The organism is Kribbia dieselivorans NBRC 106261 (genome assembly GCF_001552435.1).
GTDB lineage: Bacteria > Actinomycetota > Actinomycetes > Actinomycetales > Dermatophilaceae > Kribbia > Kribbia dieselivorans.
This window is the reverse complement of the sequence record NZ_BCRE01000029.1, coordinates 29,830-50,366: the sequence shown is the minus strand read 5'-3', so window position 1 is coordinate 50,366 and position 20,537 is coordinate 29,830. Positions and strand designations below refer to the sequence as shown.

The 20,537-nt window shown below is 69.6% G+C and carries 20 protein-coding genes and 1 pseudogene; 5 read left to right on the top strand and 16 right to left on the bottom strand.

What is annotated here, in order from left to right; genetic code table 11:
- From KD1_RS02885 to KD1_RS02865, 5 genes are all read right to left on the bottom strand, one after another.
- Positions 1-205, bottom strand: a 205-nt coding sequence (locus KD1_RS02885) for a hypothetical protein (RefSeq protein WP_157073127.1), incomplete at its 3' end; no start/stop codon positions are given.
- On the bottom strand, positions 202-513 hold the full coding sequence (locus KD1_RS02880) for a thiamine-binding protein (RefSeq protein ID WP_068397254.1): 312 nt from the start codon (positions 511-513) through the stop codon (positions 202-204). The genes KD1_RS02885 and KD1_RS02880, both read right to left, overlap by 4 nt.
- A gap of 53 nt (positions 514-566) precedes the next feature.
- Positions 567-2,000 carry a WS/DGAT domain-containing protein gene (locus KD1_RS02875; RefSeq protein WP_068397250.1) on the bottom strand — a complete coding sequence of 478 codons (1,434 nt, stop codon included), beginning with the start codon at positions 1,998-2,000 and terminating at the stop codon, positions 567-569.
- A 22-nt stretch (positions 2,001-2,022) separates the two neighbouring features.
- Positions 2,023-2,982 carry a methylmalonyl Co-A mutase-associated GTPase MeaB gene (meaB, locus tag KD1_RS02870; protein ID WP_068397246.1) on the bottom strand — a complete coding sequence of 320 codons (960 nt, stop codon included), beginning with the start codon at positions 2,980-2,982 and terminating at the stop codon, positions 2,023-2,025.
- Positions 2,982-4,184 carry an acetyl-CoA C-acetyltransferase gene (locus tag KD1_RS02865; protein ID WP_068397243.1) on the bottom strand — a complete coding sequence of 401 codons (1,203 nt, stop codon included), beginning with the start codon at positions 4,182-4,184 and terminating at the stop codon, positions 2,982-2,984. Before KD1_RS02865 ends, meaB begins: the two co-directional genes overlap by 1 nt.
- Before the next feature lie 187 nt (positions 4,185-4,371).
- On the opposite strand from KD1_RS02865, the gene mce reads away from it, so the two are divergent.
- Together mce and ccrA are read left to right on the top strand one after the other, a co-directional pair.
- Entirely contained in the window at positions 4,372-4,800 is a 429-nt protein-coding gene (gene mce, locus KD1_RS02860; protein ID WP_068397268.1) for a methylmalonyl-CoA epimerase, read from the top strand.
- A 126-nt stretch (positions 4,801-4,926) separates the two neighbouring features.
- Complete coding sequence (ccrA, locus tag KD1_RS02855; protein WP_217995782.1) at positions 4,927-6,264, top strand: crotonyl-CoA carboxylase/reductase; 1,338 nt, start codon at positions 4,927-4,929, stop codon at positions 6,262-6,264.
- Positions 6,265-6,364: 100 nt separating this feature from the next.
- Here the strand turns inward: ccrA and KD1_RS02850 are convergent, their stop codons facing one another.
- The 4 genes from KD1_RS02850 to KD1_RS02835 form a co-directional block, all read right to left on the bottom strand.
- Complete coding sequence (locus KD1_RS02850) at positions 6,365-6,661, bottom strand: Rv1322 family protein (RefSeq protein WP_068397237.1); 297 nt, start codon at positions 6,659-6,661, stop codon at positions 6,365-6,367.
- 48 nt (positions 6,662-6,709) lie between these two features.
- Complete coding sequence (locus KD1_RS02845) at positions 6,710-8,701, bottom strand: MSCRAMM family protein (RefSeq protein ID WP_068397233.1); 1,992 nt, start codon at positions 8,699-8,701, stop codon at positions 6,710-6,712.
- Positions 8,702-9,267: 566 nt separating this feature from the next.
- Positions 9,268-10,797: a multicopper oxidase family protein gene (locus KD1_RS02840; RefSeq protein WP_068397266.1), complete on the bottom strand. Its 1,530-nt coding sequence runs from the start codon at positions 10,795-10,797 to the stop codon at positions 9,268-9,270.
- An 80-nt stretch (positions 10,798-10,877) separates the two neighbouring features.
- Positions 10,878-11,078 carry an SHOCT domain-containing protein gene (locus tag KD1_RS02835; protein WP_245627250.1) on the bottom strand — a complete coding sequence of 67 codons (201 nt, stop codon included), beginning with the start codon at positions 11,076-11,078 and terminating at the stop codon, positions 10,878-10,880.
- Between the two features lie 199 nt (positions 11,079-11,277).
- Between KD1_RS02835 and KD1_RS02830 the strand changes: the two genes are divergently transcribed.
- Positions 11,278-12,000 carry a response regulator gene (locus KD1_RS02830; protein WP_068397227.1) on the top strand — a complete coding sequence of 241 codons (723 nt, stop codon included), beginning with the start codon at positions 11,278-11,280 and terminating at the stop codon, positions 11,998-12,000.
- 5 nt (positions 12,001-12,005) lie between these two features.
- Positions 12,006-13,133: a sensor histidine kinase gene (locus tag KD1_RS02825; RefSeq protein WP_068397224.1), complete on the top strand. Its 1,128-nt coding sequence runs from the start codon at positions 12,006-12,008 to the stop codon at positions 13,131-13,133.
- Between the two features lie 78 nt (positions 13,134-13,211).
- Here the strand turns inward: KD1_RS02825 and KD1_RS02820 are convergent, their stop codons facing one another.
- The 7 genes and pseudogenes from KD1_RS02820 to KD1_RS02795 all read right to left on the bottom strand — a co-directional run bounded on the left by KD1_RS02820 (position 13,212) and on the right by KD1_RS02795 (position 19,751).
- Entirely contained in the window at positions 13,212-13,829 is a 618-nt protein-coding gene (locus tag KD1_RS02820; RefSeq protein WP_068397221.1) for a peroxiredoxin family protein, read from the bottom strand.
- Positions 13,830-13,834: 5 nt separating this feature from the next.
- Positions 13,835-14,779, bottom strand: a complete 945-nt coding sequence (locus tag KD1_RS02815; protein WP_068397217.1) for a cytochrome c biogenesis CcdA family protein — start codon at positions 14,777-14,779, stop codon at positions 13,835-13,837.
- Positions 14,779-15,018, bottom strand: a complete 240-nt coding sequence (locus KD1_RS02810; RefSeq protein WP_245627249.1) for a glutaredoxin family protein — start codon at positions 15,016-15,018, stop codon at positions 14,779-14,781. Before KD1_RS02810 ends, KD1_RS02815 begins: the two co-directional genes overlap by 1 nt.
- Before the next feature lie 102 nt (positions 15,019-15,120).
- Positions 15,121-16,677, bottom strand: coding sequence for an ABC transporter permease (locus KD1_RS16450; RefSeq protein WP_157073126.1), 1,557 nt, complete (start codon positions 16,675-16,677; stop codon positions 15,121-15,123).
- A gap of 58 nt (positions 16,678-16,735) precedes the next feature.
- Positions 16,736-17,089, bottom strand: a pseudogene (locus tag KD1_RS17480) (ATP-binding cassette domain-containing protein); the annotation flags it as partial.
- Positions 17,090-17,175: 86 nt separating this feature from the next.
- Positions 17,176-19,467, bottom strand: coding sequence for a heavy metal translocating P-type ATPase (locus KD1_RS02800; protein ID WP_068397211.1), 2,292 nt, complete (start codon positions 19,465-19,467; stop codon positions 17,176-17,178).
- Between the two features lie 50 nt (positions 19,468-19,517).
- Positions 19,518-19,751 carry a heavy-metal-associated domain-containing protein gene (locus tag KD1_RS02795; protein ID WP_068397208.1) on the bottom strand — a complete coding sequence of 78 codons (234 nt, stop codon included), beginning with the start codon at positions 19,749-19,751 and terminating at the stop codon, positions 19,518-19,520.
- Between the two features lie 500 nt (positions 19,752-20,251).
- Here KD1_RS02795 and KD1_RS17270 point away from each other — a divergent pair, with 500 nt between their 5' ends.
- A complete protein-coding gene (locus tag KD1_RS17270; protein WP_245627248.1) occupies positions 20,252-20,500 on the top strand; it encodes a hypothetical protein in 249 nt (82 codons plus the stop codon).
- The last annotated feature ends 37 nt before the right edge of the window (positions 20,501-20,537 follow it).

Here is a 20,537-nt window from a genome sequence, read left to right as displayed (position 1 = left end):
CTCGAGCCGTGATTTCGACGGGCGCGTCGACCCGGTTGAGCACCTGCGGGTCGAGCGAGACGATGCCGTCGGTGTCGACCGCGGCGGTGAACGTCGCGCGACCGCCACTGCCGATGTGCGACAGGACGGGCAGCACCGTGGCCAGCACGACGATCCCCAGGATCGCGACGACCGCGCCGACGATGCGGCGAATGAGAACGCTCACTGCTGCGCTCCGTTCGTCAGGCGGGCCTCGACCCGGTCGACCTTCGCGGTCAACTGGCCCGTGTACCCGGGGCGGATGTCGGCCTTCATCACCAACGAGACACGATCGCCGTAGGGGGCCATCGCGTCGACGCACGCCTTGACGACGGCCATCACCTCGTCCCAGTCCCCCTCGAGGGTGGTGAACATGGCGTCGGTGCGATTGGGCAGGCCGGACTCGCGCACGATCCGCACGGCGTCGGCGACGGCGGCGGAGTACGAGCCGGAGCCATCGGGTCCGGATGGGGCGATCGAAAAGGCAAGAAGCACGCCCCCACGGTAACGGGTGATGCTGCGCTCCCCCGCCCTCCGCGTGCGCGGCCCTACCCGTGGGCCGCCAACTCCTCGACGATGAGCTCGGCGATGCGCTCCGGATCCGGCACCAGGACAGCGTCGCCGCTGATGCCGATGCTCACCTGGCCGTCGTAGCTGAAGATGCACAACCCGACACTCTGGTTGCCCGACGTGGGGACCCACCCCAGCACCCCGGCCACCGGCACGCCGGCGAACGTCATCGCCTGCCGCGGGCCCGGCACGTTGGTCAGCAACCCGGCGGTCTTGTTGGCGAAGTAGTTGGTCACGCGATACGCGATGGCCTGCGGGGTCTGCGCGATCATCCATTGCAGGCCGAAGGTGATGCTCGGCTGCACGCTGTTCTTGACGCGGCTCATCCGCTCCTGCATCGTCGCGATCGCGGCCCGCAGGTCGGCGTTGCGCAACGGCATCGGCAGGAACACCAGGGCGAAGTGGTTCCCGAGTTCCTCGGGGAGGTTGTCGTCGAACGGCAACAGCGACACCGGGACCAGCCAGGCGATCTCGGGCTGCGGCGTGCCCCGCTCCGTGAGGTACCGTTCGACGCCGCGCGCGACCAGGCCCATGAGCACGTCGTTGACGGTGGCGTCGTCCTCGCGTCCGATCTCCTTGATCCGGTCGAGGTCGAGACCGTCGGCCCAGGCGACCCGCTTGGCCACCCCGGGCACCCCAGACCAGGCCGCGCCGGTGTTGGGCGGTGTCGCGAGCAGGCGACTGAGTTCGGCCGCGGTGTTGACGGAGGCATTGTCGTCGGAGACAATGCCCTCGACAGCGGTGACGAGCCGGCGCGGGTGTCGCACGAAACCCAGCCCCGCCCGCAGTGAGGAGCCGAGCGAGCCGGCGGCGCGCACCGGCCAGAGCATCGCGCCCACGCTCACGTCGACGAGGTCGCCCAGGCCCTGACGCACGGCCTTGGCGCCGGTCGAGAGCAGTCCGCCGGCGGCCGGTTCTCGACCCACCGACGCGGTCTGCGGAGCGCCGTCGATCGGGTCGCACAGCGAGAACAACAGCTGGGTCAGGCGCACCCCGTCGGCGAGGGCATGGTGGAAGCGACAGAACAGCACGGCACCGCGCCCCTCGATCCCCGACACGAGGGTGGCGTCCCACAACGGCCGGTCGGGGTCGAACGGTTCGCTGAAGCGCTCGCCCATCCACCGCCGGAGGTCTCGTTCATCGCCGTCGAGCCGGACCTCACCCACGTGGTGGGTCAGGTCGAAGTCGGCGTCGTTCTCCCAGTACCACGCGCTGCCGCGCTGGACCGCACGCCGGCTGAAGACGGGGTAGCGGTCGATGAGCCGTTCCCGCAGGACGGACCGGACGGAGTCGAGATCGGGCTCCCCATCGAACGACATCAGCGAGCGCACGTGCATGAGGTTGTTGGGTCGATCCATGTGCAGCCACGTCTGATCGGACGGCGGGATCGGCTTCGAGGGCGCACCGCTCACATCCGCCATCCTAGCCACGGCCTCAGTTCAGGGCGGCGAGCACGCGATCCGCGGCGGAGTACGGATCGGTCCGGCGCTCCACGACGGCCGCCGCCTGCTCCTCGACCCGGTGGCCCTCGCGCAGGTCACCCATGCGGGAGCGCAGTTCGGCCAGCACCAGCGCCTCGACCTCGTTCACCGCCCGGGCCACGCGCCGCCGGTGGAGCGTGCCGTTGGCGGTCATCCACGCGGCGTGCTCGTCCAGGGCCGCGACCACCTCGGCGCCACCCTCGAGTCGGGCGGCCACGGTCTTGAGCACCGGCGGGCGCCACCGGCCGGGCTCGGTGCGGTCCGACATCGCGATCATGTGCCGGATGTCGCGCACCGTCGCGTCGGCCCCGTCACGGTCGGCCTTGTTGACGACGAACACGTCCCCGATCTCGAGGATGCCCGCCTTGGCCGCCTGGATCCCGTCGCCCATACCGGGCACGAGCAGCACGATCGTCGTGTCGGCCAACCCGGCGATCTCGACCTCCGACTGCCCCACCCCGACGGTCTCGACGATGATGACATCGCACCCGGCGGCGTCGAGCACCCGCAGGGCCTGCGGCGTCGACCAGGACAGCCCGCCGAGGTGACCGCGACTGGCCATCGAGCGGATGAACACGCCCGGATCGGACGCGTGGTCACCCATCCGGATCCGGTCACCGAGCAACGCTCCGCCGGAGAACGGGGACGAGGGGTCGACGGCGAGCACGCCGACGCGTTTGCCGGCCCGACGCAGCTGCGTCACGAGCATGTTCGTCGTCGTGGACTTGCCGGCCCCCGGCGAGCCGGTGATGCCGATGACGTGCGCGTGGCCGGTGTGCGGCATCAGCGCCGCCATGACCTCACGCAACGCCGGGTGGGCGCTCTCGACGAGCGAGATCAGCCTGGCCACCGCCCGCGGCGCCCCGGCCCTGGCCTGCTCGACCAAGGCCGGGACGTCGACGGCGCGTGACATCAGGACTGAGCAGGAACGCGCAGGATCAGCGCGTCGCCCTGGCCACCGCCACCGCACAGCGCGGCGGCACCGACACCACCGCCGCGACGCGCGAGCTCGAGCGCGAGGTGCAGGGTGATGCGGGCGCCGGACATGCCCAGCGGGTGACCCATGGCGATGGCGCCACCGTTGGGGTTGACCTTCTCCGCGTCGATCCCGAGCTTGCGGGTCGAGGCGATGCCCACGGCCGCGAAGGCCTCGTTGATCTCGACGACGTCGAGGTCGGCGGGGGTGATGCCCTCCTTCTCGCAGGCCTTGGCGATGGCGTTGGCCGGCTGGTCCTGCAGCGAGGAGTTCGGGCCGGCGACGACGCCGTGGGCGCCGATCTCGGCCAGCCAGGTCAGACCGAGCTCCTCGGCCTTCGCCTTGCTCATGACGACCACGGCCGCCGCGCCGTCGGAGATCTGCGACGCGGAACCGGCGGTGATGGTGCCGTCCTTGGAGAACGCCGGGCGCAGCTTGCCGAGGGACTCGACGGTCGTCTCGGCGCGGATGCCCTCGTCGGCGCGGAACGCCACCGGGTCACCCTTGCGCTGCGGGATCTCGACGGTGACGACCTCGTCGTCGAACACGCCGTTGGCCCACGCCTTGGCGGCCAGTTCGTGCGACCGCGCCGCGAACGTGTCCTGCTCCTCGCGGGTCGTGGCGGCCTCGTCGACGTTGTACGCCTCGGTCAGGGAACCCATCGCCTGGTTGGTGAGGATGTCGTGCAGACCGTCGAAGGCCATCGAGTCCTTGACGTTGACGTCGCCGTACTTGTAGCCGTCACGCGACTTGGTCAGCAGGTGCGGCGCGTTGGTCATGGACTCCTGACCACCGGCGACGATGATCTCGAACTCGCCGGCGCGGATGAGCTGGTCGGCCAGCGCGATGGCGTCGACACCGGAGAGGCAGACCTTGTTGACCGACAGGGCCGGGACGTCGAGCGGGATACCGGCCTTGGCGGCGGCCTGGCGGGCCGGGATCTGGCCCTCACCGGCGAACAGGACCTGGCCCATGATGACGTAGTCGACGTCCTCACCCTTGACGCCGGCCTTGTCCAGGGCGCCCTTGATGGCGACGGCGCCGAGGTCGGAGGCCGAGAAGCCCTTCAGGGAGCCACTCATGCGGCCCATGGGCGTGCGAGCACCGGCAACGATGACGGAAACGGGACGATCGCTCATGCGAGACACTCCAGTGGGGTCGGAGACGGATGGATCGGCCGGCGGGGTCACCGCGATCCGCGTACCTGCCAGCCTACCCAGCCGTGCCACGCCGCACGAGGGGCCAACCGGAGCGCGGACGGTGCCACATCTCACACCTGTGTCGCCGGACTCCCGCGCGGCCCGTGCGATCAATACTCTGGGCGGCATGACTGATCTGTTCACCGCCATCGACCACGTCGGCATCGCCGTTCCCGACCTCGACGTCGCCATCGCCTTCTACCGGGACACCTACGGGATGACCCTGGCGCACGAGGAGGTCAACGAGGAGCAGGGTGTGCGCGAGGCCATGATGGCCGTGGGCGGCTCCGGCTCGCACATCCAGCTGCTCGCTCCCCTCAACGAGGAGTCGACGATTGCCAAGTTCCTCGGCAAGAGCGGCCCGGGCATGCAGCAGATGGCCTATCGTGTCGAGGACATCGACGCCGTCAGCGCCACCCTGCGCGAGCGCGGCGTGCGCCTGCTCTACCCCGAGCCCAAGCGCGGCACGTCGAACTCGCGTATCAACTTCATTCACCCGAAGGACGCCGGTGGCGTGCTCGTCGAACTCGTCGAACCGAGCTCCGAGGGGCACTGATCAGGTCGCGGCACGCGTGGCGGGGTGAGTGACATCACCCGCTCGGGCACTCCCCCGTCACCTGAATTGCCAGTAACTTCCACCTCAAGTATCCGAAACCCAAGAGGACTGAGGAATCACATGTCCATGGAGCAGATCCGCGACGCCATCATGGCGGGCGACCGCACCGAAGCCACCTTTGCAGGGATGGCGCTTCCCGAGTCCTACCGGGCCGCCACCGTCCACAAGGACGAGACCGGCATGTTCGAGGGTGTCGCGACCTGGGACAAGGACCCTCGCAAGTCGCTGCATGTCGACGAGGTCGCGCTGCCGGAGCTCGCTCCCGGTGAGGCGCTCGTGGCCGTCATGGCCTCCGCGATCAACTACAACACCGTGTGGACCTCGATCTTCGAGCCGCTGCCGACCTTCGGCTTCCTCGAGCGTTACGGCCGCACCTCGGAGTACGCCAAGCGCCACGACCTGCCGTACCACATCGTCGGCTCCGACCTGGCCGGCGTCGTGCTGCGCACCGGCCCCGGCGTGACCAAGTGGAAGCCGGGCACCGACGTCGTCGCGCACTGCCTGAGCGTCGAGCTCGAGGACGCCGACGGCCACAACGACACGATGATGGACCCGCAGCAGCGGATCTGGGGCTTCGAGACCAACTTCGGTGGTCTGGCCGAGCTCGCCATCGTCAAGGCCAACCAGCTCATGCCGAAGCCGGCCCACCTGTCGTGGGAGGAGGCCGCCTCCCCCGGTCTGGTGAACTCCACCGCCTACCGCCAGCTCATCTCGAAGAACGGCGCCGCCCTCAAGCTCGGCGACCGCGTGCTCATCTGGGGTGCCTCGGGTGGTCTGGGCTCGTACGCCACGCAGATGGCGCTGGCCTCCGGTGCCGAGCCGATCTGTGTCGTCTCCTCCCCCGACAAGGCCGACCTCTGCCGCGCCATGGGCGCCGAGCACGTCATCGACCGCCGCGCCGAGGGCTACCGCTTCTGGAACGAGGACGGGACGCAGAGCCCGAAGGAGTGGAAGCGCCTCGGCGGCAAGATCCGCGAGCTCACCGGTGGCCACGACGTGGACGTCGTCTTCGAGCACCCGGGTCGCGAGACCTTCGGCGCCTCGGTCTACGTCGCGCGCAAGGGTGGCACCATCGTCACCTGTGCGTCCACCTCGGGCTACATGCACGAGTACGACAACCGCTACCTGTGGATGAACCTCAAGAAGATCATCTCCAGCCACTTCGCGAACTACCGCGAGGCGTGGGAGGCCAACGAGCTCATCAACCGCGGCCTCGTGCACCCGACGCTGAGCAAGACCTACGCCCTCGACGAGGTCGGTCAGGCCGCGCTCGACGTGCACCACAACAAGCACCAGGGCAAGGTCGGCGTGCTCACCCTCGCTCCCGAGGCCGGCCTGGGTGTCACCGACACCGAGAAGCGTGCCCAGTTCGAGACGGAGATCAACCGCTTCCGCAACGTCTGATCCCTTCCCGCGCCCCCGCGCCCCCACGCGATTCGAGGTATTGGCGACCGTTGCAGCGGTCGCCAATACCTCGAATGCGACTTTGAGGGGCGGAGCGTCGTCACATCCGGCCGCCGCCGGAGCGCCCCTGATCACGGGCCTTCCAGCAGGAGTTGTGCCAGTGCCGACGGTGGTCGACCCCGCCGAGCCCGTCGACCGGCCAGACGACGACGTGTGGTGTGCCGGGCAGGAGTTCCTGCTGGCAGCCCGGGCAGCGATAGGCGCGCGTCGACGACGCTCCGCTCAGTTGCCGGACGAACCAGGTGCGCCCCGACCATGTCACCCGCGCGTCGAGACCACGTAGCCGCTCCAGGTTCAGCGGTACGTGGTCCCGACGGTTGCGGTTGGCCCGGGGCATGCCGCGAGTCTTCCACAGGGGGCGCAGACCTGGGTCAGGCCCGACGTGTCACGGGTCGACGACGATGGTGCAGACCAGCGTGGTCTTCGGCGCGGTCGGCTCGAGGTCCTTCATCGACAGCGAGACATCGCCGGGCGCGTTGGTCAGGTCACGCTTGACCAGGGTGCCGTCGCCATCGACACAACTGATCGTCGAGGCCGTGCCGCCCGGGATCTGGCTCTTGACGTCCACCGTGACGTCGGTCAGCGGCGTGTTCACGAACGACACCGGCGCGGCGGCGGCCACGGCCGAGCCACAGTTCGCCTCGGCCGAGACGGTCACGGACTTGCTGTCGTTGTGGTTGACGTACCCGGCCGGGACGGACTCCTTGACGGTGTAGGCGCCGTAGAGCAGCCCCGAGACACACGCCTTGCCGGCGGCGTCGGTGGTGATCGTGACGTTCTTCGACTCGCCGAGGTTCGTGCCGGTCACGGTGAAGGACACGCCGGACTGCGGACCCTGACCACCGGTCGCGGCCGCGTGCTTGCGCGTCTTCGTGATCTCGATCGCACCGCGCTCCCGCTCGTTGGTGAACGTGCAGGTCACGTCATCACCGGCGGCGAGCGTGATGGCCGAGGGGTCGTTGCCGTTGCTGCAGGTCGCGCCGGCGAGGTTCCAGCCGGCCGGCACGGTCTCGGCGACGGAGTACGGACCGGTCGCGATGTTGTCGAAGACCTTCGAGTCCGCCCCGGCGGTGCCCGTGCCGGTCGGGGTCAGCGAGAAGCTGGACGGGCTGAGCCCACCGGTGCTGGTGAACGCGAACGCTTGGCCGCTGGGGCTGTCGTTGACCTTCTTGACGACGGTCAACTTGGCCAGTGCCTTGTTGGAGTAGGTGCACTTGAGGAAGTCATTGGCGTCCCCGATCGAGAACGTCACCGTTCGAGTGCTCTGGTCCACCGTGTACGAGACTCCGCCCGTGCTGGCCGAGCAATCGAGGTTGACGAAGCTCCAGCCGGTCGGGAGGGCGTTCTCGGTGACCGTGTAGCCGCTGCCGAAGAGCACGTTGTCGAACGACTTCGTCTCGTCGTCCTTGAGCGAGAAGGTGTTGGCCGATGTGGGGTCGGTCGCGAACGTCTTCGTGTAGTCGAACGACTGGGTGGCCTTGTCGGGGTCGGTCTGCTTGGTGATCTGGACCTTGCCGCAGTTGGTCAGCGTCAGCGGGATCGGGCTGATGAAGTCCTTGAGCTGTGACGTGAAGGAGTCGGAGGACCGGCTCTTGAGCATCGCGGACCCGAAGGACTGGCACTTGGTGCTGTCGAAGATGACGTTGAGGTCGACCGAGGCCTCGCCGAACGTGCGAGGACTCATCGCCGGCATGGGGTCGAGCGTCCCGTTGCCGTCGAGGTCGAGCTGGTCGGTACCGGCCGGAATGGCGGTCTCGTTGATGGTGCCGGCGGCGTGGGCGTCGCTGGTGATGTCGACCGGGTTGCCCCAGGCCTGGTTGGCACTGCTCCAGCGCCGCAAGGTCATGACCGCGCGGGCACCACCCTGAACGATGGAGTATTCGATGAGCAGGTCGCCGTCGGTCCGCACCTTGTTCGGGCCGATGGCGCAGGTCGCCGTGGACTGGTTGAACTCGAAGTCCATCAGCGTCGTGCCGGACGGGTCGCTCACCCGGACCCAGTACATGTGGAGGTAGCCCGGTGACCCATCCTCGGTCCACGTACCGAACTGGAGCAGGTCGCTCTTGTTGTTCGGGATGCTGCCGGTGGTCTCATCCGGACAGGTGGTGTCCTCCTTGACGCCGCCCTTGTACGAGTTGTCGGTCTGGCCCGTCGGCTTGTCGACGCTGAAGGTCTGGGTGACGTTGGCCCAGTCCTTGGTGGCCGCGGTGCTGGGGTCGACGACGAGGTTGGCGTCATTGTCGATCTGGAAGATGCTCGGCGGCTGAACCCCATTTCCGTCGAGCGAGGCCTGATAATGGTTGGCGAAAGCCGTTGGAACCCATGCCGTGAGAGCAAGGAGCAACGCGAGGACGGAACCGATGAGCGTTCGCGTCACGGTGGCGCGCGTGGTTGGCCGTGTTCGGCGAGCACGACGAGCACGACGATGTGCTGAGAACATGCGAAATCCTCTGATCATGGCCGTCCGGGCGTCGACGACCGACGATCGGCAGCGGCACGCAGGGCCACATCGCCCCACGTAGGGCTGCTGTGTGTGGGCGGGCGTGAGCCAAGCACGTCCCATGGCCCGAGAGGGTCTTCTGGATCTACTGGCGGCGAGTCACGCCGCCTCTGTGGACAGCGCTGCCGTCCAGACCCGTAGGGTACACCCGCATGCGTGCAGTTCACACAGGAAATCCCAAGGTTGGTGTGTTGAGCTGGCGGACCACGTGTAGGCCCAGCCGCCCCTACCGCACTCCCGCCCTCTCGCGGTTCGAGGTATGACCGACCGTTACAGCGGTCGGTCATACCTCGAACCGTGAGGGGGGCGATGTCGTCGGCACTCGCGGTGGCCGAGGACCGGGCATCCGCTGCGTCGTGCCGACCACGACGCGCTCAAGGGCATCGACGATGTGGAGTCGCGGCTGTACTGGTGAGGTCAGCCGGCCAGGACGAACGTTGAGGTCAGGAGTAGTTCAGCGCGATCATCATCCCGGCCTCGCCGTGGTAGGCGTTGTGGCAGTGCACCGCCCAGTTCCCCGGGTTGTCGGCCTCGACCTCGAGCGCGAAGGACTCCATCGGGGCCATCAGAAGGGTGTCCTTGCGCAGGCCCGACGGCAGCGCGAAGGTGTGCCCGTGCACGTGCAGGGGGTGGGTCATCATGGTCTGGTTGACGGCCTTGATCCGCAGCCGCTGCCCCTCGCCTACGTGCAGGGCCTCGTTCTGACCGAACGGCGCTCCGTTGATGCCCCACTGATAGGGCTGCATCGAGCCTTGGAGGGCCAGATCGACCTGCGCGTCGGCATCCCGGTCCGCGAGTCGGGCGGACTCCGCCGGCTGCAGATCCGAGCCGATGAGCACCTGCCCACTGAGCTCGCTCGGGTTGACGCCGGCCGATGGGGCCCGTCCCGAAGCCGTCCGGACCAAGGCCACGGCCTGGCCGCCACTCGTCTTGCCAAAGGGTCGCGCGACCAGCGGAAAGACACCGTCCTCCAGCGTGACGATGGCGTCGTACCGCTCCCCCATCCCGATGTAGAAGGCGTCGACCTCCGCCGGCTTCACCGGGAAGCCGTCGGTGTGCGTGATCCGCAGTCGGTGCCCGCCGAGCGCGACGGTGAAGATCGTGTCGGACGCGGCGTTGATGATCCGCAGCCGGACGCGCTGACCGGCCTTGGCACGGAACGTCTCCGGGGCCGTCGCCACCCGGCCGTTGACGAGGAAGTACGGGTAGGTGACATCGCCGGCGTCACCCCACGGCGAGGCGCCCATGGACATCCCACCCATGTCGCCGGAGCCGTGGTCCATCCCACCCATGTCGCCGGAGCCGTGGTCCATCCCACCCATGCCGCCGGACCCACCCGACCCGCCGGCCGCGATCAACTCCTCGAGCACGTCATCCGGGGTGCGGCCGGTGCCGTCAACCCAGTCGTCAAGGACGATGATCCACTCGGCGTCGTAGTCGCCCGGCTCCCGCGGATCGTCGATGATCAGCGGCGCGTACAACCCGCGGTCGAGCTGGACGCCGACGTGCGGGTGGAAGAAGTAGGTACCCGGGTCCGGCACGGCGAACTCGTAGACGAACTTCTCGCCAGGCGCCACCGGATTCTGCGTCAGGCCGGGCACGCCGTCGGCGGCCTGGCGCAGCGCGATGCCGTGCCAGTGGATCGTCGTGTCCTCCGGCAGCCGGTTGTCGAGCGTCACGCGCAGGACGTCACCGACGTTCGCACGCAGCACCGGCCCGGGCACGGAGTTGCCGTAGGTCCAGGTGGACACCTTCGGTCCGCCGAGGTCGACGGTGCGCCGGCGGGCCGTCAGCGTCCGCGAAACCACCCGCTGCCCCGCCGTCGGTGAGAGGGAGGACGGTCCGGGGAAGGACGACGCAATGCCGCTGTCCGCCGCGGTCGAGCGGGCGCAGGCACCGAGCGTGGTCACGCCGAGGGCGCCCAGGCCGCCGAGCAGCACGCTCCGTCGGGTCGGGTGGGGTAGGTGTGTCATGAAGGCCTCTTCGTCTCGGGATTCATCGATGGTCAGGTGGAACGGCGCTTCGGTGGCGGTGGCCGTCCGTGTCACCGCGGTCAATGGCCGCCGGTGATCAGCCGACGGCGCTGCTCATACTCCTCGGGTCCGATGTCACCGCGAGCGAGCCGCTCCTTGAGGACGTCCAGCGGGTCCGGCATCGGGACACGACCGGGGCCGGAGCCAGGCAGCATCGCCCGGATCACGAGGACCACGACGATCCAGAACGCCGCCGTACCCAGGAGCATGAGCGTCCACATGCCCCAACCCATCCCAGTACCCCAACCCCACATCATCGGTCCATCTCCCTGTTCAAGCGCACGCCTCTGCGTGACTCCTCAAGCGTCGATCCGGCGCCATGGGGGTGGGGTCTACGAATCCTCAAGATCTGACGAAGATTCGACCCGCCGATCGGCACTCGACTCCTCGCCACGTGCCACGGTGGAGAACACTGGGGCCATGAGTGCCCCCACCGAGCACCAGCCACCGGCCCTGGTCCTGGTCGTCGAAGACGAGAAGTCGCTGGCCGGCATCGTCTCGGCCTACCTCTCGCGCGCCGGCTACACCACGGACGTCGTCCACAACGGCCCGGACGCCGTGGTCGCCGTGCGCGAGCGCGATCCGGATGTCGTGATCCTCGACCTCGGGCTGCCGGGGCTCGACGGTGTCGAGGTGATGCGCCAGATCCGGACGTTCTCCGACTGCTACGTCATCATCACGACGGCCCGCACCGACGAGGTCGACCGGCTCGTCGGCCTGTCCGTCGGAGCCGACGACTACGTCACCAAGCCGTTCAGCGTCCGCGAGCTCGTGGCGCGGGTGCAGGCCGTGCTGCGACGACCGCGCAGCCGCCGCACGAGTGCTCCCGAGCCCTCCCAGCCGGCGTGGACGTTTGGCGGGTTGGAGGTCGATTCGGCCGGTCGCGAGGCCCGGCTGGCGGGCCAGACCCTGGCCCTGACCCCGACCGAGCGCGACCTGCTCATCACGCTGGCCGGCCGGCCGTCGCAGGCGTTCACCCGACGCCAACTCATCGACGCGGTATGGGGTGAGAACTGGGTCGGGGACGAGCACCTCGTCGACGTCCACATCGCCAATCTGCGCCGGAAGCTGGGCGACGCCCCCGACGCGGCTCGCTATGTGCTGACCGTGCGCGGGGTCGGCTACCGGATGGGGAAGGGGTGAGGGCGGTGATCCCCCGTCGCGCCACGGCCTCCCACGGGTTGACCAGCCGGCTGCTCACCGGACAGGCCATCGTGCTGCTCGCCGGCGCGCTGACCACCGGCCTGCTCGCCACCCTGCTGGGCCCACCGATCTTCCACGGGCATCTCATCGCCGCCGGTCAGGCCGAGAACTCGCCGGAGCTGCGCCACATCGAGCTGGCCTACCGCGACGCCTCGGTCCTCGCCCTGGGGGTCGGGCTGATCATCTCGATCGTCGCGGCCGGCGCCGTGACCTGGTTCCTGACGGGCCGGCTGCGACGCCCGCTCACCGCGCTGACCGACGCAGCGACGGAGCTGTCGCGCGGGCACTATGACACCCAGGTCCCCACGGGCGGCTCCGGTACCGAACTCGACACCCTGGCGGCGACCTTCAACGACCTGGCGCAGCGTCTGGCAGACGTGGAGGGTACGCGTCGCCGGCTGCTCTCGGACCTCGCCCACGAGCTGCGCACCCCGATCGCCACGCTGACGGCCTACCACGAGGCGATGTTCGACGGCGTCACGGACGCGCAGCAGGCGCATGCCGTGCTGTCCGAGCAGACAGCCCGCCTCACCCGGCTGGCGGATGACATCACCGAGGTCTCCCGCGCCGAGGAGGGGGTCATCGATCTGGAGCTCCGTCATCATGATGTCGTCGACGTCCTGACGTCGTCGGCCGACGGATTGCGGGATCGCTTCTCCGCCAAGAGTGTTCGTCTGGTGGTGGACGAGGCGGGTGCTGCCGGGCTCGTCGTGTGCGCCGACCGCGAGCGCCTGGGGCAGGTGCTGGCCAACCTGCTGACGAATGCGCTGCGGCACACTCCCCCAGGTGGGCAGGTCACGTTGTCGGCGGCCGAGCATGGCGCGGAGGTGGCGATCACCGTCACCGACACCGGTGAGGGGATCTCGGCGGAGCAGCTGCCGCACATCTTCGAGCGCTTCTACCGCGGCGACGAGGCCCGCGACCGGGACCGCTCCGGATCCGGCATCGGCCTGACGATCAGTCGCGCGATCGTCGACGCACACGGAGGCGCCCTCTCCGCGCACAGCGACGGCCCTGGCCTCGGATCTCGGTTCACCGTCTACCTCGGCCGGGAGACACCGGCCGAGTCATGACCGCCGAATGAGGAATCCGCGTGCCCCGGTGGTTGTGGGAGCGTTGTGGGACACGCGGATTCATCACTCGGCGCGGGGTCAGAGGTATTTCCGGACCTGCTTGAGCAGGGCCTGCGGGTCGAGCCACATGGACGGGTAGTCGCCCTGCCAACGCTGCACGCCGTCGGCGTCGATGAGCACGAACCCGTGCCCGGGAAGTCCCTCATGCATGCCCTTGCCGAGCGCGCCATATGCCTTCGAGGTGGTGCCGTCGTCGAGCAGGTAGGGGGTGGTGACCCCGAACGTCCTCAAATCGGGCGCGATCTGCTCGGCCGTGTTCATGACGATCGGCAACACGGTGATCCCGGCCTTGGCGAAGTCGGGGTCCTGCTCGATCGCCGCCATCTGCTGGGTGCACGAACCGCACCCGGCGCCCTCGTTGAAGTAGAGCACCACGGGAGTGCCGCGGTAGTCGGCGAGGGAGACCTTCGTGCCGGCCGTGGTCGGGAGCGTGAACGCCGGCGCGGCACCTGCCCCCTCGGCGGCCGTGGAGGTCGGGCGGGCCTGGACGAGGCCGAACGTCACCAGGGCGATGACCACGAGCCCTGCGGCGACGGTCAGGTAGGTCCGCAGCGCATGGCGACGGGCGGCCTGCTGCTGATCGTGGCGGACCTCCTCCAGGACGGCCGCACGGTGAGAATCCTGCTGACTGGTCATGGGTGTCACATCCTCGAGCCGGAGGGCTTGTCGAAGTGGGAATGGTCATGGCACGACGGCTCGGCAGCCGCCTCTTCGACCACCGAGGCGGGCCGGCGGCGCAGGCTGAACCAGACGAAGACCGCGGCCAGTGCGAGCAATCCGAGCCCGAGCACGGGCTCCGGCACTGGGTCGAGCCAGGCGAGGGTCCGCTGCGCGAACGCGATCACGCCCTGCCCCGCTGCCCGCTGGAACCAGTTGGAGTTGCCGGTCATGGTCGTGGAGTTGGCCAGCGAGATCACGCCGATCCCCATGGCGACGAAGGCGATGGCCACCGCCAGGTTGATGGTGTTGGTGCGCAGCGTGCGTCCGCCGAGGTGGATCCGCACCGGCTTGGCCTGACCCCAGCGGTGCTTCTGCAGGCCGGCGGCGTCCCACACCAACGCCATGATGAGCAGCGGCAGCACCATCCCGAAGACGAACGCCAGCCCGAGCAACACCCCGCCGGCCGGGTTGCCGGACAACGCCGACAGGGTCATGACGCCGGCCAGCACCGGTGCACAGCAACTCGAGGCGATGCCGGAGAACACGCCCAGACTGAAGAAGGTCGCCGAGTCACCACGCGTGCCATCGGGTGCCCGCAGGAAGCTCGGCATCGACCACATCGTGCCGGTCAGTGCCAGCCCGCCCAGCGCGATCATCAGCAGGCCACCGGCCCAGTAGAGCTCGGTGTGGTACATCGCGATCGCGCCGGCGAGCAGGCTGACCCCGAGGGTGATGGGCACCAGCACCAGCGCCAGCCCGGCGGCGAAGACGAAGGTCAACGGCAGCAGCCGCCAGCGGTTGTTCTTCACCGCAGCGGCCAGGTACGACGGCGCCAGGAAGACGATGCAGCACGGCGCGAAGAGGGCGACCGCCCCGGCGAAGAAGGCCGCCAGCACACTCCCGCCGGCGAGCAGATCCGTACCCATCAGCGCGCACCCCGCTTGGCCAAGGCCTTGTTCAGCTTGCCCCGCGACAGCCGGCCGCTGCTGAACGGCTGCCCGTCGAGCAGCACGAGCGGGAACATCGTGGGCCGGTGCGCGGCAAGGAGATGGCGCCCGGTGTCGGAGTCGACGTGGACCACCTCGAGGTCGACCTCACCACGCGCGGCACGCTGGGCCAGCTCGTCGTGGGCGTCCTCGCACAGGTGACATGCCGTGGAGGTCAACAGGGTGATGCGAGCGCGGGCCGCGACCTGCCCCGTAGCGGCTCCTGACGTCTGTAGGCCGTTCACGCAGTGAACCCTTCCGGCCGCGCCCCCGCCACCCGGTCAAGGCCCCATCAAGGTTCGATGAAGGACGCGGCGCCCTACTGCAGGCCCCCCTGGCTGGCCACTCCGCGGCCCCGCGGGGCGCCGCTGCACCGCCGGAGTCAGGACCACACAGGCCGCGATGAGGAGGACGCCGAGCCACGCCAACGCGACCAGCAGAGAGGTGGTCTCGTCGAAGCCGGCAGTGAGCGCGCCGTCGATGAGCACCCGGGTGCCACCGTAGCCGGGAAGCCAGCGCGTCCACGCCTCTGGCGCCTCGCGCAGCATCGGACCCTGCCAGATGCCCAGGTCGAGGAAGGGGATCAGGAACGCCAGGAACACGCTGCTCACCCGCCCGAACACCGGCCCCAGAATGATGCCGATGCAGGCGTAGGTCACCGCCAGCAGCGTGTTGCCGGCCGCGTAGATGCCCCATTGGCCCGGCTCGAAGACCGTGGCCGTCACCGTGAGCGCCACCACCGTGGCCACCACCGTCGCGCCCAGGACGAGCAGCAGGCGGGTGATGACGAGCACCACGCGACGCGCGCCGGCCTGCACGAGGCGACGATCCGCGCTCCGGGAGTCGAGCACCAGGAACACGCCCAGGAGCGTGGCCAACGACGCGACCGCGATGGGAGCCATCGTGCCGGCATGGATCTCGGCCGGGTCGACGATCGCCACCTGGGAGAGACCGCCCTCGCGCAGCACGACCGGTGTCTGGCCGTGCGGGGTGATCGCCTCGGAGAGCAGGATGAACACGGCGGGCACGACGGCGAGCAGGACCCAGAGCACCGGGGTGCGGCGCCAGTCGTGCCAGCCGAGGCGCAGTCCCGTCCGCAACTGTGCCCCACCGCCCGGCGGGCGTCGATGGGCACGGCGCCCCGGCCGGCGCCCCATCACCACCGCCGTGCCGAGCAGCAGGGCCGCCACGGTCCAGGCCAGCGACCACGCCAGTTCCCCGGGTCCGGCATGTCCGGCGGGGATGTCGACCGTCCAGAGCGAGATGAAGTGCGTCGGCAGGAGGCGGACCACCCAGGACTGCGTCCCACTGAGGGTGGGCCCGAAGAAGACGTCGAGGATCCAGATGAAGAGCAGCAGCACGGTGCCGTTGACGGCGCTGGGCACGGCGGCGCCCACGACGGCCCCGATCCCGACGTAGACCAGGGCGAAGAGGAGGGTGCCGACGATGACCCTATGGGGCTCGCGCACCTCGCCGCGTGCGGCCAGGGCCAGCAGGGCGGTCAGGCTGGCCAGTGTGCCCAGGGCCACGCCGGTCGCGATCCGGGCCGCTGCCAGGCGCAGCCGCGGCATCCCGGCCAAGACCAGACGGCGGTCGGCGGCGTGCGTGCCGGAGATCTGGAAGTACATCGCCACGCCCGCCAGGAAGCCTGCCGCCCAGCCGGCCGTCACCGTCTCGATGGCCGCACCACCCCCGGCCCCGCCCAACAGCGCCGAGGCGTCGGCCAGCGCCGGCGCAGCCGCGACCACGAAGGCCACCGGGACGAGGAGCAAGAGGATGAGGTTGGCCCGGTTGCGGCCATAGTCGGTCAGGAATCGCCGGATCAGGAGGGTGGTCATCGGTCCCACGTCCTGCCGTCACGCAGCGCCGACTCTCGTGCTCCGCCTCGGGGGCCATGCCGTAGGCCCGGCCGAAGAGCTCGAAGTGCTCGTCGCAGGTCAGCCGCGGGTAGACGACCGGCTGCTGTGGGCAGTAGCCGATCCGTCCGGACGTGGTCACCGACCCGGCGTCGGCGGAGAGGTCGCCGACGAGGATGCGCATCAGCGTCGACTTGCCCGAGCCGTTCTCCCCGACCAGACCGACCACCTCGCCGGGGAGCAGGCGCAGCCCTGCCCCCCTCAGCACCGCCGGGGGACGGTGCAGACCGCGGCGAGGGTAGGTCTTCTCGATGCCCGTGGCCTGTAGGACGGCCCGAGCGGGTCCTGTGCCGTCCGGCTCTCCGGTCGGCGGGTTGGGGAAGAGGGTGGTCATTCTCGACTCACCTGTTTCGTGATTGAGGATGTGCGAACGGTTTGGCGATCAGCACCGACCTACAACGCGGGCCTCAGGCGCCGACCTCAGCGGGTCGGCGTGAAGCCGCGCAGCCGGAGGCTGTTGCTGAGCACGAAGACCGAGCTGAACGCCATGGCCGCGCCCGCGATGAGGGGGTTGAGCAGCCCGAGCGCGGCCAATGGCAGCGCGGCGACGTTGTAGGCGAACGCCCAGAACAGGTTGCCCTTGATCGTGCGCAGCGTGGCGCGGGCCAGTTTGATGGCGTCCGGGGCGGCGCGCAGGTCCCCGGTCACCAAGGTGAGGTCGGAGGCCTCGATGGCGACGTCCGTGCCGGTGCCCATGGCCAGGCCGAGGTCGGCCTGCGCGAGCGCAGCGGCGTCGTTCACGCCGTCACCGACCATGGCCACCACCGCCCCACCCTCCTGCAGTCGCTTGACGACATCGACCTTGTCGGCCGGCAGCACCTCCGCCACGACGTCCTGCGCGGCGATGCCCACCTGGGCCGCCACCGCCTGGGCCGCCCGGGCGTTGTCCCCGGTGAGCAGGACCGGCCGCAGACCGAGATCCCGCAATTCGGCGATAGCCTGGGCGGAACTGTCCTTGATGGTGTCGGAGACGACGATGACGGCCCGGACAACGCCGTCCCAGGCGACCCAGATGGGGGTGCGGCCCTCCGACTCGGCGACGTCGGCGACCGCACGCAACTGCTCGGGCGCGGTCAGGGCCCACTCGGATTCCAGCCACGAGCGCCGACCGGCCAGGGCGGCGTGACCGTCGACGACTCCGGAGACCCCGTTGCCGCCATGGTTGGTGAACGACTCCACGTCGCTCAGGTCGCTCCCGGCTTCGGTGGCGTGCGCGGCGATGGCACGACCGATGGGGTGCTCGGAGGCATTCTCCAGGGCTCCGGCGATGGCCAGTACCTCAGGCCCGGACATGCCCTCGGCCGCGTGCACGGCCGTGACGCCCATGTGCCCGGTGGTCACCGTGCCGGTCTTGTCGAGCACGATCGTGTCGACACGGCGGGTGGACTCGAGGATCTGTGGGCCCTTGATGAGGATGCCGAGCTGGGCACCGCGCCCGGTGCCCACGAGCAGGGCCGTCGGCGTCGCCAGGCCCAGGGCGCAGGGGCACGCGATGATCAGCACCGCGACGGCGGCGGTGAAGGCTGCGGTCGCACCGTGTCCGGCCAGCAGCCAGCCGGCCAAGGTCAGCAGCGACAGCCCGATGACGATCGGCACGAACACGGCGGAGACGCGATCGGCGAGGCGCTGGACCTCGGCCTTGCCGTTCTGGGCGTCCTCGACGAGGCGCGCCATCTGCGCGAGCTGGGTGTCGGCACCGACCCGGGTGGCGCGCACCACGAGGCGGCCGCCGGCGTTCACCGTGGCTCCCACGACGGCATCTCCCGGGCCGACCTCGACCGGCACGGACTCGCCGGTGAGCATGGAGGCGTCGACCGCCGAGGTGCCCGTCTCGACGGCCCCGTCGGTCGCGACCTTCTCCCCGGGGCGGACGACGAAGTGGTCGCCGACGACGAGCTGGCCGATGGGGATACGCACCTCGTGCTGCCCGGTCGGTCCGTCCCGCAGCACGGCCACGTCCTTGGCACCCATGTCCAGCAGGGCACGCAGCGCGGCTCCGGAGGTGCGCTTGGCCCGCGCCTCGAAGTAGCGCCCGGCCACGATGAACGTGGTCACGGCCGCCGCGACCTCGAGGTAGATGTGCGCCTCGGAGTCGTTCGACCGGCTGGGCAGCAGTTCGAACGGCATGCGCATGCCGGTGGTGCCCGCATGGGTGAACAGCAGGGCCCACAGTGACCAGATGAAGGCCGCGCTCACACCCACTGAGATCAGGGTGTCCATCGTGGCGGCGCCGTGCCGCAGGTTCGTCCAGGCGGCCCGGTGGAACGGCAACGCGCCCCACACGACCACCGGAGCGGCGAGGGTCAGGGATATCCACTGCCAGTTGTCGAACTGGAGCGCCGGCACCATCGACATCGCCAGCACGGGCGCCGTCAGGAGCGCGGAGACGACGAGGCGCTGCCACCACGCTGCCGCCTCCGCGTCCTTGGCCCGCTGCGAGGGGTCCTCGCTGGGCTGGTCGGCTGCGGGCGGCGCGGGCAGAGTGGCGGTGTAGCCGGTTGCCTCCACCGTCGCCACCAGGTCGGCCGTGTCGATCTCCGACGGGAAGGTGACCTTCGCCTTCTCGGTGGCGAAGTTGACGCTGGCCGTGACGCCCGGCATCTTGTTCAGCTTCTTCTCGATGCGGGCCGCGCATGAGGCACAGGTCATGCCGCCGATGACGAGCTCGACATCACTGCTCTGCTGCTGGGTCTCGTCCACGTGGGTGGTCATCGTGAGCTCCTTCCGCCCCGGTGGGGCCGTCCGGCTGGGGTTGTCGGGGGTCAGTCGACGAGCTGGTAGTCGCCGGCCTCGTTGAGGGCGGCCGCCACCTGCTCGGCGGTCAGCGGCGTCTGGCTGGCCACGGTCACGGTCGACCGGCCGCCGGCCACCAGGTCCACGCTGACGCCGGTCACGCCCGGGATCGCGGTCAGCTCGCCCTTCACGGAGCTGGCGCAATGGCCGCAGGTCATGCCGGTGACGGCGAAGGTCTGGGTGTCGGTGGGGGTGGGGTTCATGTCGGTTCCCTTCGTTGGTGGTGTGAACACGGATGCGGAGTCAGGACCGGAGTCCCGATCGTCGACTCTTCTCCGACCATACCCCTGGGGGGTATGAAAAGTCCAAGGCGACCCGACCGCTCGATATTCCGCTCGCCGTCCGCAGGTGGCCGGGATCGCGTCCAAGGATGGCCACGGCACGCGCCGGGTCAGGCTCAGATCCCGTGAAGGTTTGCTCAAGGTTGCCGACGCGGGTCCCTTCAGCAAACCTTCATCAAAGCGAGACCGCACTCACGGGGTGCGCCGCCGACAGTGGCCGCATGGCGCACCACGACAAACCCTCCGCGTCCGGCTCGCTGGTGCTTGCAGGCGGCCCCGGGCCCAGCACTCACGCTCACGTCACCACGTCGACCAGGTCCCGACTGCGAGCCATCCGCGATGGGGTTGGCGCCGCGGTCGGCGCAGTCCTGGGCATCGCCCCACACGTGTTGCACCACGTGGGCCTCATCGCGGGAGCCGCCGTGCTCACCGGGGCAGGGGGGAACGCCCTCTTCTACGCGATCGGGCTACTGTTCTCGATCCCCATGCTGCGACGCATCCACCGCCGATTCGGCACCTGGATCGCGCCGACGATCGCGGTGGCCGTCTTCAGCGTCATGTTCCTGATCTCGGCCTTCATCATCGGACCGGCCCTCACCTCGGACAGCGGCGCCCAGGTGCCCGCGCCGACCCCAGTACCGACCGAGCAGCATTCCCAACACCACACCTGATCCGAGAGCCGCTGGGATCCGACCACGGTTCGCACAG

Coding starts and splice junctions, on each gene's coding strand:
- KD1_RS02815 (WP_068397217.1), bottom strand. CDS start 14,779: ATGGGTACGGATCTGCTCGCCGGCGGGAGTGTGCTGGCGGCCTTCTTC.
- KD1_RS02820 (WP_068397221.1), bottom strand. CDS start 13,829: ATGACCAGTCAGCAGGATTCTCACCGTGCGGCCGTCCTGGAGGAGGTC.
- KD1_RS02840 (WP_068397266.1), bottom strand. CDS start 10,797: ATGACACACCTACCCCACCCGACCCGACGGAGCGTGCTGCTCGGCGGC.
- KD1_RS02835 (WP_245627250.1), bottom strand. CDS start 11,078: ATGTGGACGCTCATGCTCCTGGGTACGGCGGCGTTCTGGATCGTCGTG.
- meaB (WP_068397246.1), bottom strand. CDS start 2,982: ATGTCACGCGCCGTCGACGTCCCGGCCTTGGTCGAGCAGGCCAGGGCC.
- KD1_RS16450 (WP_157073126.1), bottom strand. CDS start 16,677: ATGACCACCCTCCTGATCCGGCGATTCCTGACCGACTATGGCCGCAAC.
- mce (WP_068397268.1), top strand. CDS start 4,372: ATGACTGATCTGTTCACCGCCATCGACCACGTCGGCATCGCCGTTCCC.
- KD1_RS02795 (WP_068397208.1), bottom strand. CDS start 19,751: ATGAACCCCACCCCCACCGACACCCAGACCTTCGCCGTCACCGGCATG.
- ccrA (WP_217995782.1), top strand. CDS start 4,927: ATGGAGCAGATCCGCGACGCCATCATGGCGGGCGACCGCACCGAAGCC.
- KD1_RS02830 (WP_068397227.1), top strand. CDS start 11,278: ATGAGTGCCCCCACCGAGCACCAGCCACCGGCCCTGGTCCTGGTCGTC.
- KD1_RS02850 (WP_068397237.1), bottom strand. CDS start 6,661: ATGCCCCGGGCCAACCGCAACCGTCGGGACCACGTACCGCTGAACCTG.
- KD1_RS02800 (WP_068397211.1), bottom strand. CDS start 19,467: ATGACCACCCACGTGGACGAGACCCAGCAGCAGAGCAGTGATGTCGAG.
- KD1_RS02865 (WP_068397243.1), bottom strand. CDS start 4,184: ATGAGCGATCGTCCCGTTTCCGTCATCGTTGCCGGTGCTCGCACGCCC.